General features: G+C 74.8%; 13 protein-coding genes. 4 read left to right on the top strand and 9 right to left on the bottom strand.

Going from position 1 to position 15,226, the window contains the following annotated elements; translation table 11 throughout:
- The first annotated feature begins 1 nt into the window (after nucleotide 1).
- On the top strand, nucleotides 2–1,105 hold the full coding sequence (locus IE331_RS04885) for a PQQ-dependent sugar dehydrogenase (protein ID WP_192140997.1): 1,104 nt from the start codon (nucleotides 2–4) through the stop codon (nucleotides 1,103–1,105).
- Between the two features lie 322 nt (nucleotides 1,106–1,427).
- Here IE331_RS04885 and gatB read toward each other — a convergent pair whose 3' ends face one another.
- Genes gatB through gatC form a run of 3 tightly spaced genes read right to left on the bottom strand, consistent with a single transcriptional unit; the run spans nucleotide 1,428 to nucleotide 4,779 of the window.
- A complete protein-coding gene (gatB, locus tag IE331_RS04880; protein ID WP_192140995.1) occupies nucleotides 1,428–2,930 on the bottom strand; it encodes an Asp-tRNA(Asn)/Glu-tRNA(Gln) amidotransferase subunit GatB in 1,503 nt (500 codons plus the stop codon).
- Complete coding sequence (gene gatA / locus IE331_RS04875; RefSeq protein ID WP_192140993.1) at nucleotides 2,927–4,444, bottom strand: Asp-tRNA(Asn)/Glu-tRNA(Gln) amidotransferase subunit GatA; 1,518 nt, start codon at nucleotides 4,442–4,444, stop codon at nucleotides 2,927–2,929. The genes gatB and gatA overlap by 4 nt, the downstream gene beginning before the upstream one ends.
- Complete coding sequence (gene gatC / locus IE331_RS04870; RefSeq protein WP_192140991.1) at nucleotides 4,441–4,779, bottom strand: Asp-tRNA(Asn)/Glu-tRNA(Gln) amidotransferase subunit GatC; 339 nt, start codon at nucleotides 4,777–4,779, stop codon at nucleotides 4,441–4,443. The genes gatA and gatC overlap by 4 nt, the downstream gene beginning before the upstream one ends.
- 144 nt (nucleotides 4,780–4,923) lie before the next feature.
- Here gatC and IE331_RS04865 point away from each other — a divergent pair, with 144 nt between their 5' ends.
- The gene (locus IE331_RS04865) at nucleotides 4,924–6,285 is read left to right on the top strand and encodes a PP2C family protein-serine/threonine phosphatase (RefSeq protein ID WP_192140989.1); all 1,362 of its coding nucleotides are present in this window, start codon (nucleotides 4,924–4,926) and stop codon (nucleotides 6,283–6,285) included.
- Nucleotides 6,282–7,274: a cobalamin B12-binding domain-containing protein gene (locus IE331_RS04860; RefSeq protein WP_192140986.1), complete on the top strand. Its 993-nt coding sequence runs from the start codon at nucleotides 6,282–6,284 to the stop codon at nucleotides 7,272–7,274. Before IE331_RS04865 ends, IE331_RS04860 begins: the two co-directional genes overlap by 4 nt.
- Nucleotides 7,275–7,286: 12 nt before the next feature.
- Here the strand turns inward: IE331_RS04860 and ligA are convergent, their stop codons facing one another.
- The gene (ligA, locus tag IE331_RS04855; protein WP_192140984.1) at nucleotides 7,287–9,401 is read right to left on the bottom strand and encodes an NAD-dependent DNA ligase LigA; all 2,115 of its coding nucleotides are present in this window, start codon (nucleotides 9,399–9,401) and stop codon (nucleotides 7,287–7,289) included.
- A gap of 132 nt (nucleotides 9,402–9,533) precedes the next feature.
- Here ligA and IE331_RS04850 point away from each other — a divergent pair, with 132 nt between their 5' ends.
- A complete protein-coding gene (locus IE331_RS04850) occupies nucleotides 9,534–10,175 on the top strand; it encodes an alpha/beta hydrolase (protein ID WP_201931070.1) in 642 nt (213 codons plus the stop codon).
- Nucleotides 10,176–10,193: 18 nt separating this feature from the next.
- On the opposite strand, the gene IE331_RS04845 is transcribed toward IE331_RS04850, so the two are convergent.
- From IE331_RS04845 to IE331_RS04825, 5 genes are read right to left on the bottom strand one after another with little or no spacing between them, the layout of a single operon-like run.
- Complete coding sequence (locus IE331_RS04845; RefSeq protein ID WP_192140982.1) at nucleotides 10,194–10,871, bottom strand: hypothetical protein; 678 nt, start codon at nucleotides 10,869–10,871, stop codon at nucleotides 10,194–10,196.
- Between the two features lie 8 nt (nucleotides 10,872–10,879).
- Nucleotides 10,880–11,890: a uroporphyrinogen decarboxylase/cobalamine-independent methonine synthase family protein gene (locus IE331_RS04840; RefSeq protein ID WP_201931067.1), complete on the bottom strand. Its 1,011-nt coding sequence runs from the start codon at nucleotides 11,888–11,890 to the stop codon at nucleotides 10,880–10,882.
- Nucleotides 11,887–13,002: a tRNA 2-thiouridine(34) synthase MnmA gene (gene mnmA, locus IE331_RS04835; RefSeq protein WP_318646764.1), complete on the bottom strand. Its 1,116-nt coding sequence runs from the start codon at nucleotides 13,000–13,002 to the stop codon at nucleotides 11,887–11,889. The genes IE331_RS04840 and mnmA overlap by 4 nt, the downstream gene beginning before the upstream one ends.
- Entirely contained in the window at nucleotides 12,999–14,186 is a 1,188-nt protein-coding gene (locus tag IE331_RS04830) for a cysteine desulfurase family protein (RefSeq protein ID WP_192140980.1), read from the bottom strand. Before IE331_RS04830 ends, mnmA begins: the two co-directional genes overlap by 4 nt.
- The gene (locus IE331_RS04825) at nucleotides 14,183–15,223 is read right to left on the bottom strand and encodes an endonuclease/exonuclease/phosphatase family protein (protein ID WP_192140978.1); all 1,041 of its coding nucleotides are present in this window, start codon (nucleotides 15,221–15,223) and stop codon (nucleotides 14,183–14,185) included. Before IE331_RS04825 ends, IE331_RS04830 begins: the two co-directional genes overlap by 4 nt.
- Nucleotides 15,224–15,226 lie beyond the last annotated feature (3 nt).

The raw sequence follows: 15,226 nt of genomic DNA, 5'->3' as shown, positions 1-15,226 counted from the left end.
CATGAGACGTCTCCCCCCGCTGCTCCTGGGACTCGGGCTCACGCTGACCGCGTGCGGGGGGTCGGCCGGTGACGCGCCGGCCAGCCCGGGTGGCTCCTCGTCGGAGGTCACGACCGCCGCCCCGCAGACCCTGAACCCGGACCGCCCTCCGAAGGTCGTCGACGAGGTGGCCACGGGGCTGGAGGTCCCGTGGGGGTTGGACTTCCTGCCCGATGGCACGGCAGTGGTCACCGAGCGCGACAGCGGACGGGTGCTGACGATCCGGGACGGGAGCGTCACCGAGGTCGGCCGCATCGACGAGGCCGTCCCCGAGGGTGAGGCCGGGCTCCTCGGCGTCGCGGTGTCGCCGGACTTCGCGGACGACTCCCGCCTGTTCCTCTACGTGACGACCGGCGAGGACAACCGGATCGTGCGCACCACGCTGGACGACGGCGTGCTCGGCGCGGTCGAGCCGATCCTCACCGGCATCCCGAACGGCTTCATCCACGACGGCGGCCGCCTCGCGTTCGGCCCCGACGACCTGCTCTACGCCTCGACCGGGGAGATCGGGGAGGTCCAGCTCGCCCAGGACCGCCGCTCGCTCGGTGGCAAGATCCTGCGGATCACCCCCGACGGGGATCCGGCGCCGGACAACCCCGACCCGGAGTCGCCCATCTTCACGCTGGGTCACCGCAACGTGCAGGGGCTGGCCTTCGACGGGGGCGGGCAGCTGTGGGCGAGCGAGTTCGGCTCCCAGGAGTTCGACGAGCTGAACCGCATCGACGCCGGCAACAACTACGGCTGGCCGCAGTTCGAGGGCTCGGGCGGGTCGGGCCAGTTCACGGACCCGCAGGTCGTGTGGCGCACCTCCGAGGCATCGCCGTCCGGCCTCGCGTTCCTCGACGGCGAGCTCTGGATGGCGTCGCTGCGAGGCCAGCGCCTGTGGCGGGTCAGCGTCAAGGGCGACCGCGCCGTCCGGCCCCGGGACTTCTTCGTGGGCGAGTACGGACGGCTGCGCACCGTCGCGGTCGCCCCGGACGGCAACCTCTGGGTGACCACCTCCAACCGCGACGGACGTGGCGACCCGGCCGACGCCGACGACCGGATCCTCGTCATTCGCCCCTGAGCCTGCGGACTGCCCTGGCTCGCGTGCAGAACGACGTGCAACCGCGGCTCATTTCGCGGGCAACCGGCCTCAGACCCGGGGTGCTGCACGTAGTTCTGCTCGGCACGGGTTCACGCAGCCCCCGGTGGTTGAGGAGCGAGCGCCAGCGAGCGTCTCGAAACCACTCCCTCGACGGCACGCCGGTTTCGAGACGGGCCTTGGCGGCCCTCCTCAACCACCAACAAGCGGGCGCGGTCCCCGGTGGTTGCCCTTCGAGACGGCGCTGGCGCGCCTCCTCAGGAACCGGAGCGAGCGCCAGCGAGCGTCTCGAAACCACCGCGGCTCAGCCGGCGGGGGTGAGCTTCTCCAGGATCAGCTCGCGGACCCGGCCGGCGTCGGCCTGACCGCGCATCTCCTTCATGACCGCCCCGATCAGCGCACCCGCAGCGGCGACCTTGCCGTCGCGGATCTTGTCGGCGACGTCGGGGTTGGCGGCGATCGCGCTGTCCACGGCGGCGCCGAGGGCTCCGTCGTCGGAAACGATGGCCAACCCGCGGGCGGCCACGATCTCCTCCGGCGAGCCCTCGCCGGCGTACAGGCCCTCGAAGACCTGCCGGGCCAGCTTGTCGTTGATCGTGCCGGCGTCGACGAGGGCCTGGACCGCGGCCACGTCGGCAGGACCCACGCCCAAGGCGGCGATGTCGGTCTCGGTGTCGTTGGCCCGACGGGCGAGCTCGGAGAGCCACCACTTCCGGGCCGCCTGCGGCGAGGCACCGGCCGCGATCGTCTGCTCCACGAGGGCGAGCGCCCCGGCGCCGACGGTGTCGCGCATCTCGAGGTCGGAGTAGCCCCACTCGGCCTGGAGCCGCGCCCGCTTCACCGTCGGGTTCTCCGGCAGGGTGCCGCGCAGCTCCTCGACCCACTCGCGTGAGGGGGCGACCGGCACCAGGTCCGGCTCCGGGAAGTAGCGGTAGTCCTCGGCGTCGGACTTCTCCCGTCCGCTCGTGGTGATCCCGGTGTCCTCGTGCCAGTGCCGGGTCTCCTGGAGGATCGACCCACCGCCGGCGAGGATCGCGGCGTGCCGCTGCATCTCGTAGCGGACCGCCCGCTCGACCGAGCGCAGCGAGTTGACGTTCTTGGTCTCGGTGCGGGTGCCGAGGCCGCCGTCGCCCTTCGGCGAGAGCGAGAGGTTCACGTCGGCGCGGATCGACCCCTGGTCCATCCGGGCGTCGGAGACCCCGAGCGCCACGATCAGCTCGCGGAGCTGGGCGACGTACGCCTTCGCGATCTGCGGCGCCTTCTCCCGGGCCCCGAGGATCGGCTTCGTGACGATCTCGATCAGCGGGATGCCGGCCCGGTTGTAGTCGACGAGCGAGTGATCGGCCCCGTGGATGCGGCCGGTGGCGCCGCCGACGTGCAGCGACTTGCCCGTGTCCTCCTCCATGTGGGCGCGCTCGATCTCGACCCGGAAGGTCTCGCCGTCCACGTCGACGTCCATGAACCCCTCGAACGCGATCGGCTCGTCGTACTGCGAGGTCTGGAAGTTCTTCGGCATGTCCGGGTAGAAGTAGTTCTTCCGCGCGAAGCGGCACCACTCGGCGATCCGGCAGTTCAGCGCCAGCCCGATCCGGATCGCGGACTCCACCCCGGTGCGGTTCACGACCGGCATCGCCCCGGGCAGTCCCAGGCAGGTGGGGCAGACCTGGGTGTTCGGCTCCGCGCCGAACTCGGTCGGACAGCCGCAGAACATCTTCGAGTTCGTGTTCAGCTCGACGTGGACCTCCAGGCCCATCGCCGGGTCGAACCTCTCGAGGGACTCCTCGAAGGAGAGCAGGGTCTCGGTCATCGGGCGGCCTCCTCGGCCAGCGCGTGGGCACGGTCCAGCAGCGGTCCGCCCCACTTCTTCGCGAGCAGCGTCTCCAGCGCCGCGCCGACCCGGTACAGCCGGTCGTCGGCCAGCGCCGGGGCCAGCACCTGGAAGCCGGCCGGGAGGCCGTCCTCGTCGGCGAGCCCGCTGGGGACGGAGATGCCCGGTACGCCGGCCAGGTTGGCCGGGATCGTGGCCAGGTCGTTGAGGTACATCGCGATCGGGTCGTCGAGCTTCTCCCCCAGCCGGAACGCCGTGGTCGGCGCGGTCGGGGAGACCAGGACGTCGGCCTTCTCGAAGGCGGCGGCGAAGTCCCGGCTGATCAGCGTCCGGACCTTCTGCGCCTGGCCGTAGTAGGCGTCGTAGTACCCGCTGGAGAGCGCGTAGGTGCCCAGGATGATCCGGCGCTTGACCTCGTCCCCGAACCCGGCGTCGCGGGTCGCGCGCATCACCTCCTCCGCGGACGGCGACTCGACGCCCTCCGGCCAGGTGCGCAGGCCGTAGCGCATCGCGTCGAACTTCGCCAGGTTGCTCGACGCCTCCGCGGGCAGGATCAGGTAGTAGGTCGCCAGCGCGTGGACGAACGTCGGGCAGGAGACCTCGACGACCTCGGCGCCGGCCTCGACGAGCAGGTCCAGCGCCTCGGTGAACCGGGCCAGGACGCCCGGCTGGTAGCCCTCGCCCCCGAGCTCGGTGACCACGCCGACCCGCAGCCCGGTCAGGTCGCCGGACGCGCCCGCACGGGCGGCCTCGACCAGGGCGGGCAGCGGCTGGTCGATCGAGGTCGAGTCCCGGGGGTCGTGCCCGCCGATGACCTCGTGCAGCAGGGCGCTGTCGAGCACGGTCCGGGTCACGGGGCCGGCCTGGTCGAGCGAGTTGGCCAGCGCGACCAGCCCGTAGCGGGACACCCCGCCGTAGGTGGGCTTCACGCCGACGGTGCCGGTGACCGCGCCGGGCTGCCGGATGGAGCCCCCGGTGTCGGTGCCGACGGCGAGCGGCGCCTCGAACGCGGCCACGGCGGCGGCCGAACCCCCGCCGGAACCACCCGGGATCCGGTCCAGGTCCCACGGGTTCCGGGTCGGCCCGTACGCCGAGTGCTCGGTCGAGGAGCCCATCGCGAACTCGTCCATGTTGGTCTTGCCGAGGATCGGCAGCCCGGCCTCGCGCAGCCGCGTCACCACGGTGGCGTCGTACGGGGGGACCCAGCCCTCCAGGATCCGGGAGCCACAGGTGGTGGGCAGCCCCTCGGTGGCCAGGACGTCCTTGACCGCGACCGGGATGCCGTCCAGCGGCCCCCGGGTCTCGCCGGCAGCGCGCCGGGCGTCGGAGGCCTCGGCCTGGGCGAGCGCGCCCTCGGCATCGACGTGCAGGAACGCGTGGACCGAGCCGTCGACCTCGGCGATCCGGTCCAGGCAGGCCCGGGTGAGGGCGACCGAGGTGGTCTCCCCCGCCTCGAGGGCCGCCGCGAGCTCGGCTGCGGAGTGCCGGATCACTGCTCGTCCCCCAGGATCCTCGGCACGCTGAACCGCTGCTGCTCCGACGCCGGGGCCCCGGAGAGGGCCTGCTCCGCGCTCAGCCCCGGCACGACGACGTCCTCGCGCATCACGTTCGACATCGGCAGGGCGTGCGAGGTCGGGGGCACGTCCTCACCGGCGACGCCGGTGATCGAGGCCACCGACTCGAGGATCACGCTCAGCTGCGGCGCCAGGTGGTCCAGCTCGGCGTCGGAGAGGTCGATCCGGGCCAGGTCCGCCAGGTGGGCGACCTCGTCCCGGGTGATCTCCACGCGGGCCGCGGAGGTCCCGTCGGGTCCTGGGGCGTCAGCCATGGAGGGGTTCCTTCGCGGCAGGGGGATGAGTACCGGTCAATCCTAGGACCCCCGACCGGCACCTCCCCTGGGGGGAGGCCGCAGCCCGACCGGTCACCTAGACTTCCCGGTGGCCGACCGTCGGTGCGTCAGGAGGAGTGCTGCGTGGGTGCCCCCGTTCGCGAGCGCCAGGCCCGGCTGCTGGCCGACTCGCGAGCCTCGGACGCCCGGGCCCGGCTGGCCCAGGCCTCGGCGCGGTCGGAGTTCCTGCTGCGCACCTCGCGCACCGCCAGCGCGGTCCAGCACCCGACCCGGGCGATGGAGGCCCTGGTGGGGGTGCTGGTGCGGGAGCTCGTCGACTTCGCCCAGGTGACGGTGGTCTCGGGGATCCGCCAGGTCACCACGGCCGCGGTGCACGAGGGTCCGATGGAGACCGTGGTCGGGCCCCGGGCCGACACCCTTCCGGCGGGGATCGCGACACTCGTCGGCCGGGCGGTGCCGGACCAGGTGCCGCTGCCGGCCGGTCCGGTGCCGACCCGGCGGGCCGCGATCGACCTCCTGGTGGCCGCTCCGGCCCTCGCCGACCGGCTGGAGGCCCAGGGCACCGAGGCCGTGCTCGCGCTGCCGCTGGTCGCCCGGGGCCGGTGTTTCGGGCTGCTGCTGCTGGCCCGCGCGGCCGGCTCGGGCTTCGACGACAGCGCTCACCCCTTCCTGGAGGAGCTGGCGCAGCGGATCTCCCTGGCTCTCGACACCAACCTCGTGGTGGCCGAGAGCCGGCACGTCGCCTCGGTGCTGCGCCGGGCGATGCTGCCGCGCGCGATCCCGGCCCTGCCGCACCTCGACGTGGGCAGCTACCTGCGGGTCGCCCACGAGCACGAGGAGATGGGCGGCGACTTCTTCGACCTGCACGGACCGGAGGAGGACCTCACGGTGGTGCTGGGCGACGTCAGCGGCAAGGGCGTCGAGGCCGCCGTCCACGCCAAGCGCATCACCAACGCCGTCCGCACCGCCTCGCTCGTCGACCGCGACCCGGGCCGGGTCCTGGAGCTGGTGAACCGGGTCCTCGTCTCCGAGGCGGACCCGGAGTCCGAGATGCTGGCCACCGTGGTGTGCGCGCGGCTGCGGCGGCGGCCGGGGGGCGGCCTGGACGTCGACGTCGCCAACGCCGGCCACCCGCCGGCGTACCTGCTCTCCGGGGACGCGACCGTGCGGGCCCTGTCGGTCCGGCACCCGGCGCTGGCGCTCCTCGAGGAGGTCGGGTACGACACCGACAGCCACGTGCTGCACCCGGGCGACTCCCTGGTGCTCTACACCGACGGGGTCGTCGAGACCGGCGCCCCGCACGACCTGTTCGGCGAGGACCGGCTGACGGCCCTGCTCGCCGGCCTCGGCGGCGTGCCGGCGCAGGTCGTGGTCGAGCAGGTGGCGGCCGCGGTCTCGGAGCACCTGGCCGACGGCGACCACCGCGACGACGTGGCGGTCGTTGCGCTGCGCGCCCGGGCCGACCTGGGTGAGACTGGGGCATGATCACCGGGCTCGACCACGCCGAGCGCTACTGGGAGGCCGTGAGCGCCGGCGACGAGACGGCCGCGCAGGCGGCCGCCGACGCGGCCGTCTCCGACGGGCTCTCCCTGACCGACGTCCTCACCGACCTCGTCCTCGCCGCGCAGACACGGGTCGGCCGGTGCTGGGCCAGCAACGAGTGGACCGTCGCCCGCGAGCACGCCGCGACGGCGGTCAGCGAGGCCGTGGTGCTCCGCCTCGGCGCCCGGCTGGGCGGTGCCACGGACGACCTGCCGATCCTGGTGACCTGCGCCGAGCGCGAGTGGCACGCCCTCCCCGCGCTCGCCCTCACCCAGGCGTTGCGCAGCTGGGGCCACGACGCCGAGCACCTCGGCGCGAACGTCTCGCCCGAGCTCGTCGTCGGCCGGATCCTCGACCGCGGCCCACGGGCGGTGCTGGTCTCCGCCTCGCTGTCCTCCTCGCTGATGCACGTACGCCGCCTGGTCGAGGCGGTGCGCGGCACCGGCACGCCGGTCGTCGTCGGCGGTCGGGCGTTCGACACCGGCGGGATCCGGGCGCGGCGTCTCGGCGCCACGGCGTACGCCGCCGACCTGACGCAGGCTCGCGACGTCGTGGCGACCCTCCCCCACCACGTCGCGCCGGCGCCGCCGCTGCGGCACCCCGGGGCGGCGGAGGCACAGAGCCTCCACGCCGCGGCCGCCGAGGTCACCCGGAGCCTGCTCTCCGGCCCCGGGTCCGGCCTCGACGCGACGGCGGCCTCCCCCGACGACTGGCGGGTGGTGTTCGCCACCTACGTCCCGCACGTCGTGGGGTGTGTCGTGGGCGGCCTGCTCACCGAGGACGCGTCCGTCCTGGCCGACGCCCGGAGCTGGCTCACGGACGTGCTCGTGCTGCGCGGGGGCTCCGCCGACGCGGTCGACACGCTCTGGGCGGGGCTGGCCGACCAGCTGCGCGACCACCCCGAGGCGCTGCGCCTGCTCGCGCAGGCCTGAGCGCCGTCCGGCTCACCCGGACAGGGCGCGCGCGGCGTCGGCCCCCTGCTCGAGGAGGACCAGGAAGCCGGCCTCGTCGAGCATCGGGACACCGAGCTCCTCGGCCTTGGCGGCCTTGGACCCGGCACTCTCGCCGACCACGACGAAGTCGGTCTTCTTCGACACCGACCCCGATGCCTTCCCCCCGCGGGCGATGATCGCCTCCTTCACCGAGTCGCGTGAGAACCCCTCCAGGGAGCCGGTGACCACGACGGTCAGGCCCTCGAGGGTGCGGGCCACCGACTCGTCGCGCTCGTCCTCCATGCGGACGCCGGCCGCGGCCCACCGCTCGACGATCGCGCGGTGCCAGTCGGCGCCCTCGTCGTCGAACCAGCGCCGCACGGACGCCGCGATGGTGGGACCGACCCCCTCGGTGTCGGCGAGCAGCTCCTCGTCGGCGTCCCGCACCGCCTGCATGGAGCCGAACCTGGTGGCCAGTGCCCGTGCGGCGGTCGGACCGACGTGTCGGATCGAGAGCGCCACCAGGACCCGCCAGAGCGGGACCTCCCGGGCCTCGGCGAGGTGGTCGAGCAGCCGGCGCCCGTTGGCGGAGAGCACCCTGCCCTCCCCCTCAGACCTCTTCGCCGCGCGGGTGAACAGCTCGGTCCGCAGCAACTTGGCCTCGTCCAGGTCGAACACGTCGCCCTCGTCGACGACCACGCCGGCCTCGAGCAGTGCGTGCGCGGCCTCGTAGCCGAGGCCCTCGATGTCGAAGGCCCCGCGGCCCGCGACGTGGAAGATCCGCTCCGTGACCTGGGCGGGACACTTCTGGTGGTTGGGGCAGCGCAGGTCCTTGTCGCCCTCCTTCTGCTGGGCGAGGGTGGTGCCGCAGGAGGGGCACTGCGTCGGCATCACCCACTCCGGGGCGTCGTCGGGCCGCAGCGCGAGGACCGGGCCGACGATCTCGGGGATCACGTCGCCGGCCTTGCGGAGGATGACGGTGTCGCCGGGCCTGACGTCCTTGCGCCGCACCTCGTGCGCGTTGTGCAGGGTGGCCATCTCCACGGTGGAGCCGGCCACCCGGGTCGGCTCCATGCGGCCGAACGGCGTGACCCGTCCGGTCCGCCCGGTGTTGACCTCGATCGCCAGCAACCGCGCGTTGACCTCCTCGGGGGGGTACTTGTAGGCGATGGCCCACCGCGGGGCCCGGCTGGTCGAACCCAGCCGGCGCTGCAGGCTGACCGAGTCGACCTTCACCACGACCCCGTCGATCTCGTGCTCCACGTCGTGCCGGTGCTCGCCGTGGTGGGCGATCAGCTCCTCGACCTCCGCGAGCCCGGTCAGCACCTGGACCCGGTGGGAGGTGGGCAGGCCCCAGGCCCGCAGCGCCTGGTAGGCCCCCGACTGGGAGGTGGGGTCGAACCCCCGGCGGGCGCCGACGCCGTGGCAGACCATCCCGAGCGCCCGGGTCGCGGTCACCCGCGGATCCTTCTGGCGCAACGACCCCGCGGCCGCGTTGCGGGGGTTGGCGAAGGCCGGCTTCCCGGCGTCCCGCATCGACTCGTTGAGCCGTTCGAACGCCTCGACCGGCAGGAACACCTCGCCGCGCACCTCGACCAGCTCCGGGACCGGGAAGTCCGCGCTGCCGGTGAGCCGGTGCGGCACGGCGTCGATCGTCTTGACGTTGGAGGTGACGTCCTCCCCCGTGCGGCCGTCGCCGCGGGTCAGGGCGCGGACCAGTCGCCCGTCCTCGTAGAGCAGGTTGATCGCCAGGCCGTCCACCTTGAGCTCGCAGAGCAGCGCCGGCGACTCGACGCCCTCGCGGTGCAGACGCGCGTGCCAGGCCTCCAGCTCCTCGGTGGAGAAGGCGTTGTCGAGGCTCATCATCGGCTCGAGGTGGTCGTGGGCGGTGAAGTCGGTGGAGACCGCGCCGCCGACCTTCTGGGTGGGCGAGTCCGGGGTGCGCAGCTCGGGGAACGCCGCCTCGAGCTCCTCCAGCTCGCGCATGCGGGTGTCGAAGTCGGCGTCGGAGAGGATCGGGTCGTCGAGCACGTAGTAGCGCCAGCGGGCGTCCTCGACCTGCTCGGCGAGCTCCCGGTGCCGCTCCCGGGCCCCAGTGGTCGCGGCGTCCACGTCGGAAGAACTCATGGGCCCATCTTGCCGTGCCGCACCGACACCCCGGCGCCACCCCGACGCCGGCCCGACGCCAGCCGCCGCTGTGACCAATCCGACTCCGCCGCACCTCCGAACATGAGGTGAGACGTGGAGGAAGGAACTGCCGTGGGCGAACCACACCTGACCCGGGAGGACGTGCCCGGAGCCCGAGGAGTGATCCTCATGCTGCACGGCGGCAAGGAGAGCTCGCACGCGCCCGTCGACGGACGGAGCCTGTCCTGGCGTCGCTCCCGAGCCATGCAGGAGGCGATCACCGACCGGGCCCACGACCAGGGCGTGTCGGTCTGGCTGCTGCGCTACCGCCACCGCGGCTGGAACCAGGCCACCTCCCCCTCACCGGTCCCCGACGCCCGCTGGGCGCTGCAGACGGTACGCCGCGAGCTGGGCCTGCTGCCCACGGTGCTGCTCGGGCACTCGATGGGCGCCCGGACGGCGGCCCGCGTCGCGGACGACGACCTGGTCTCGGGCGTGGTGGCCGTGGCTCCGTGGTTCCCCCGCGACGAGCCGGTCGCGGCTCTGGCTGGGCGGCACCTCGCCGCCGCGCACGGACGCGCGGACCGGATCACCTCGTTCCGGGCCACCTCCGACTTCGTGCGCCGGGCCGCCGAGCGCGCCGCCTCGACGGAGCTGCACGACATGGGCCGGGTCGGCCACTACATGTTCCGCCGCGTGGAGGACTGGAACGACTTCGCGATCACCCGGTCGCTGAGCATGCTGGCGACCGACCGGACGCCGCACCAGGTCTGAGTCCGCCCGCCGGGGAAGCTAGGGCGAGGCCAGCCCCGCCCCCGCCTCGACCGCGTCGGAGGTGGTGCGCAGGCCGAACCGGGAGTCGCTGACGATCGCGACCAGGTCGGCGACCGGGACGTCGAGGGCGAGGTCGCGCGGGTCGCCGGTGATCTCCGGGCCGGTCGAGAGCGCGATCGCGTACTCCCCCTCACGCTGGAGCAGCACCGCCACCGAGCCCGGGTCCGCCCCGCGGGCCGCCGTCCGCCAGGCCAGGGTGAGCAGCCCGGCCTCGGACCGCTTGCTGCGGCAGGTCACCGCCGGCGCGTCGCACCGGAGCCGCGCGACGCCGCGGCCGGGTGCCACGCCCACCGCGAGCAGGTCGCCGGGGTCGCCGCCCGCCCTGCCGAACCGCAGCTCCGCGGCGACCGTGCCGTCACCGAGCTCCTCGTCCTCGACGGGGGCGAAGTCGCTCGGCCGGGAGCCCACGACCTCGAGCGCGATCGCGGCCAGCGCGCTCGGCGTGGCGGCCACCGGCTTGCCGTCGGCGGCCGCGGCGGACGCCTCCCCGGCGGAGGTGTCGGCGCTTTCGGCGGTGTCGCCACCGAGGCCGGGCACGCCGACGAGGGCACCGCCGAGGAGGACCGCGGCCACCACGGCGACGCCCGCTCCCGCACGACGACGGCGGCTCCGCTGCAGCGCGGCCGGGTCCGTCATCGGGTCCGTCATCGCAGCGCCCCGGCGGCGGCACGGGCGAGGGAGAGAGCACGGCGGGCGTGAGCCGGGTCGGCGCCGGCCAGGCCGCACGTCGGGGTCACCAGCGTGCGCTCGCCGGGCTCGATCCCGGTCATGTCGAGCATCCTGAGCACCCGTTCGGTCACCGACCGCTCGGTCTCGCCGTTCTCGGCGGCGGCCAGCGCCGGCACCGCGCCGAGCAGCACCCACTCGCCCGCCTCCGCCGCCTCGGCGAGGCCGTCGTACGCCGCGGGCGCGAGCACCCCGACGTCGACGCTGAGCCCGCGGGCGCCGGCTCCCCGCAGCAGCCCGACCGGGACGTCGGGGTGGCAGGAGTGCACGATCGGGACGGCGCCGGCCGCCTCGATGGCGGAGAACACCCAGCCCAGCACCTCCGAGGCCTCCGGAGGGTGCACGGTGCGGTGCCGGCCGAACCCGGACGCCGTCGGCACGCCCCCGGCGAGCACGACCGGGAGCGCCGGCTCGTCGACCTGCAGGAGCAGCTCGGTGACCCCCGGGAGCCGTCGGCGCAGATCGGCCACGTGGGCGCGGACACCCTCGGCCAGGGCCTGGGCGAGGTCGCGCCGGGCGCCGGGATCGGAGAGCACCTTCTCCCCGCGGGGCAGCTCGGTCGTCGCCGCGAGGGTCCACGGGCCGGCCACCTGGGTCTTCGCCGGGCCGCTCCAGCCCTGGGTCAGCTCCTCGACGCAGTCCAGGTCCCGGGCCAGCAGGGACCGGGCCCGACGCTGGTCCACGCCGGGGGCGTCGGTGAGCCGCCAGCCGGTCGGCTGCAGGTCGCAGGCCAGGCCCTCGACGACGGCCAGGGCCCGCCCGGTCATCGTCGCGCCGGCACCGCGGGCCGGCAGCTCGGGGACGTGCGGCAGGTCGGGGAGCTCGCCCAGCACCAGCCGCACGGCCTCGGCGTAGTCCCGGGCGTTGTCGGCCTCCGAGGCGAGCGCCGCCCCGCCGGGCAGGGAGCCGACGCCGGTGGCGGCGCTCACCGTCCCGCGCCGGACAGTCGCCGGGCCGTGGCCGAGATCGTCGCCGACCCCACGACCCGGGTCCCGTCGTAGATCACGGCCGCCTGGCCGGGCGCGATGCCCTCCGCGGGATCGTGCAGGGCGATCTCGACGGCGTCCCCGTCGTCGGCGACCTCGACCCGTGCCCGGTGCTCGGCCCCGTGCGCGCGCAGCTGCACGGTGCCCTCGAGGCGGTCCGGCACCGTGCCGCACCAGCGGGCCCGGATGCCCGAGATCGCGTCGATCCTCAGCTCCTCCCGGGGCCCGACCGTCACGGTGCCGCTGACCGGCTCGATGTCGAGCACGAAGCGCGGCCTGCCGTCCGCCGCCGGGCGGCCGATCCGCAGCCCCTTGCGCTGCCCGATCGTGAAGCCGACGGTGCCGCCGTGGGTCCCGAGCACCTCGCCGGTCGCGTGGTCGACGATCTCGCCGCCGTCGTTCGGCGCCGACCCGCCCAGCTTCTCGGTGAGCCAGCCGCCGGTGTCCCCGTCGGCGATGAAGCAGATGTCGTGCGAGTCGGGCTTGTCCGCCACCAGCAGCCCGCGCCGGGCCGCCTCCTCGCGCACCTCGGACTTCGGTGAGCCGCCCAGGGGGAACAGCGAGCGGGCCAGCTGGTCCTGGGTGAGCACGCCGAGCACGTAGGACTGGTCCTTGCCGTGGTCCACCGCTCGGTGCATCTCGATCAGCCCGTCGGCTCCGGACTCCAGCTGGGCGTAGTGCCCGGTCGCCACGGCGTCGAAGCCCAGCGCCACGGCCCGGTCGAGCACCGCGGCGAACTTGATCTTCTCATTGCAGCGCAGGCAGGGGTTGGGGGTCCGGCCGGCGGCGTACTCGGAGAGGAAGTCCTCGACGACGTCCTCGTGGAACTCCTCGCTGAAGTCCCACACGTAGAACGCGATGCCGAGGACGTCGGCGGCACGGCGGGCGTCGTTGCTGTCCTCGATCGTGCAGCACCCGCGCGCCCCGCTGCGGTAGGACCTCGGGTTCCGGGAGAGCGCCAGGTGGATGCCGGTGACGTCGTGACCGGCCTCGACCGCCCGGGCGGCCGCCACGGCCGAGTCGACCCCGCCCGACATCGCTGCCAGGACCCTCACGAGGCCCCCCGGCGGACGCCGGCCGCGCGCGCCCGCTCGACGACCGGGCCGATCGCCGCGACCAGTGCGTCGACGTCCTCAGTGACGGTCGTGTGGCCGAGCGAGAAGCGCAGGGAGCTGCGGGCCTCGTCCTCGGTGCGTCCCATCGCGAGCAGGACGTGGGAGGCCTGGGGGACGCCGGCGTTGCAGGCGGAGCCCGTGGAGCACTCGATGCCCTGGGCGTCGAGCAGCATCAGCAGCGAGTCGCCCTCGCAGCCGGGGAAGCGCAGGTGCGCGTGGCCGGGCAGGCGGTGGTCCGGGTCGCCGTTCGGGACCGCGTCGGGGACCACGGCGCAGATCCGCGCGACGAGGTCGTCGCGGAGCGCGGCCAGCCGGCCGTGCTCGTCGGCCTGGGCCTTCACGGCCACCTCGACCGCGGCCGCGAGGCCGGCGATGGCGGGGGTGTCGATGGTGCCGCTGCGGATGTCGCGCTCCTGGCCGCCGCCGTGCACCAGCGGGGTGACCTCCACCTCGCGCCGGACGACCAGGGCCCCGACGCCGTAGGGCCCGCCCACCTTGTGGCCGGTCAGGGTCAGGGCGTCCACCCCGGAGGCGGCGAAGTCGACGGGTACGGCGCCGAGCGCCTGCACCGCGTCCGTGTGGACCGGGATGCCGTGCTCGGAGGCGATCTCGACGACCCGGTCGAGCGGCTGGAGGGTGCCGACCTCGTTGTTCGCCCACATCACCGAGATCAGCCCGACCGCCTCGGGGTCGCGCTCGACCGCTGCTCGCAGCGCCTCGACCTCGAGCCGGCCCTGGGCGTCGACGGGCAGCAGCTCCACCTCGGCTCCCTCGTGCTCGGCGAGCCAGTGCAGCGGGTCGAGCACCGCGAGGTGCTCCACCGCCGTCGCGAGGATCCGCGGACGCCCACGGGCCCAGTAGAGGCCCTTGAGGGCGAGGTTGTCGGCCTCCGTGCCGCCCGAGGTGAACACCACCTCGCCGGGCCGGCAGCCGAGGGCCTGTGCGATCCGCTCCCGGGACTCCTCCACCACCCGTCGGGCGTGCCGACCGGAGGCGTGCAGCGAGGACGGGTTCCCGGTGCTGGTCAGCTGCCCGGTCAGGGCCTCGACGGCGGCGGCCGTCATCGGCGTGGTCGCGGCGTGGTCGAGGTACACGCGGCGTGGCGTGCGGGCGAGGTCGGTCATGGCGCCCTCCAGCCTACGGCGCTCTCCGAAGTCGCGCGCGCGGTGACCTCCGCCAGCACCCCCGAGTGGTCGGTCCCCGGCACCGGCACCCGGCTCGCCTCGAGCACCGCGAGTCGCTCGCCCACCAGGACGTGGTCGATGCCGACCAGCCGGGGCAGCGCCAGCCCCAGCACCCGCACCTGCCCGTCGGCCGGCCAGGTCGGCGCCCAGCCGACGTTGGCCAGCTCCGCGGCGCTCCGCCAGCCGCGCCCGGCCAGCGCCCGCATGGGGCGGTGGTCGGCCGTGGCGTTGAAGTCGCCGGCGACCAGGTCGACGCCCCGGGTGACGGCCTCGGCGATCACCGCGTGGTCGTCCCGCCAGTCCCGGGCCGAGCCGATCGGCGGCCGGGGGTGGACGCCGAGCAGGCGCACCGGGGTGCCCCGGACCGCCACCGTCGCGGCCCAGGAACCGAAGCCGGTGCGCACCCGCTCGACCCGGCTCAGGGGGTGCCGGGACAGGATCATCGTGCCCTCGACGTCGGCGCCCGCTCGCCCGGCCCGGTGCGGGTAGCGCGCCTCGAGCCCGGCGGACTCCAGCCGCGCCAGGGACGCCGCGGTGATCTCCTGGAGCACCAGCACGTCGACGTCCCGATCCACCGCCTGCCGGAGGACGGCGGCCTCGTCGGCGGCTCCGCCGAGCAGGTTCACGCTGAGCACCGCGAGCGACGGGGACCCGGCCGCCGGCGCCGGCTCCGCGCCGGCGTACACCGGGGCCAGCCACCAGGCGTGCAGGAGGCAGCCGGTCACCGCCACGAGGAGAGCCACCCCGGTCGCGGGGCGGCGGTGCCGGGCCCAGGCCACGAGCAGCCCGGCGCCGGCCAGGGCGTAGCCGGGCAGGGCGTACGGCGTGAACGCCACGGCTCGGACCAGGGTCCCCGACTGGCCGACCAGGGGCTCCACCAGCCAGGCACCCGTGAGCAGGACGGCGGGCACGAGCAGGACGAGCACCAGACCCCGACCCGCCCGGGGCCGGCCCCGGGACCACACGGGTGCGGCCATCCC

Origin of the sequence: Nocardioides donggukensis, from assembly GCF_014842875.1 — a bacterium.
GTDB lineage: Bacteria > Actinomycetota > Actinomycetes > Propionibacteriales > Nocardioidaceae > Nocardioides > Nocardioides donggukensis.
This window is presented reverse-complemented; position numbering and strand designations above follow the sequence as displayed.

What these genes read in the sequence shown, in the direction of transcription:
- gatB (WP_192140995.1), bottom strand. Translation starts at nt 2,930, where the DNA reads ATGACCGAGACCCTGCTCTCCTTCGAGGAGTCCCTCGAGAGGTTCGAC.
- IE331_RS04830 (WP_192140980.1), bottom strand. Translation starts at nt 14,186, where the DNA reads ATGACCGACCTCGCCCGCACGCCACGCCGCGTGTACCTCGACCACGCC.
- IE331_RS04825 (WP_192140978.1), bottom strand. Translation starts at nt 15,223, where the DNA reads ATGGCCGCACCCGTGTGGTCCCGGGGCCGGCCCCGGGCGGGTCGGGGT.
- gatC (WP_192140991.1), bottom strand. Translation starts at nt 4,779, where the DNA reads ATGGCTGACGCCCCAGGACCCGACGGGACCTCCGCGGCCCGCGTGGAG.
- IE331_RS04860 (WP_192140986.1), top strand. Translation starts at nt 6,282, where the DNA reads ATGATCACCGGGCTCGACCACGCCGAGCGCTACTGGGAGGCCGTGAGC.
- ligA (WP_192140984.1), bottom strand. Translation starts at nt 9,401, where the DNA reads ATGAGTTCTTCCGACGTGGACGCCGCGACCACTGGGGCCCGGGAGCGG.
- IE331_RS04845 (WP_192140982.1), bottom strand. Translation starts at nt 10,871, where the DNA reads ATGACGGACCCGGCCGCGCTGCAGCGGAGCCGCCGTCGTCGTGCGGGA.
- IE331_RS04885 (WP_192140997.1), top strand. Translation starts at nt 2, where the DNA reads ATGAGACGTCTCCCCCCGCTGCTCCTGGGACTCGGGCTCACGCTGACC.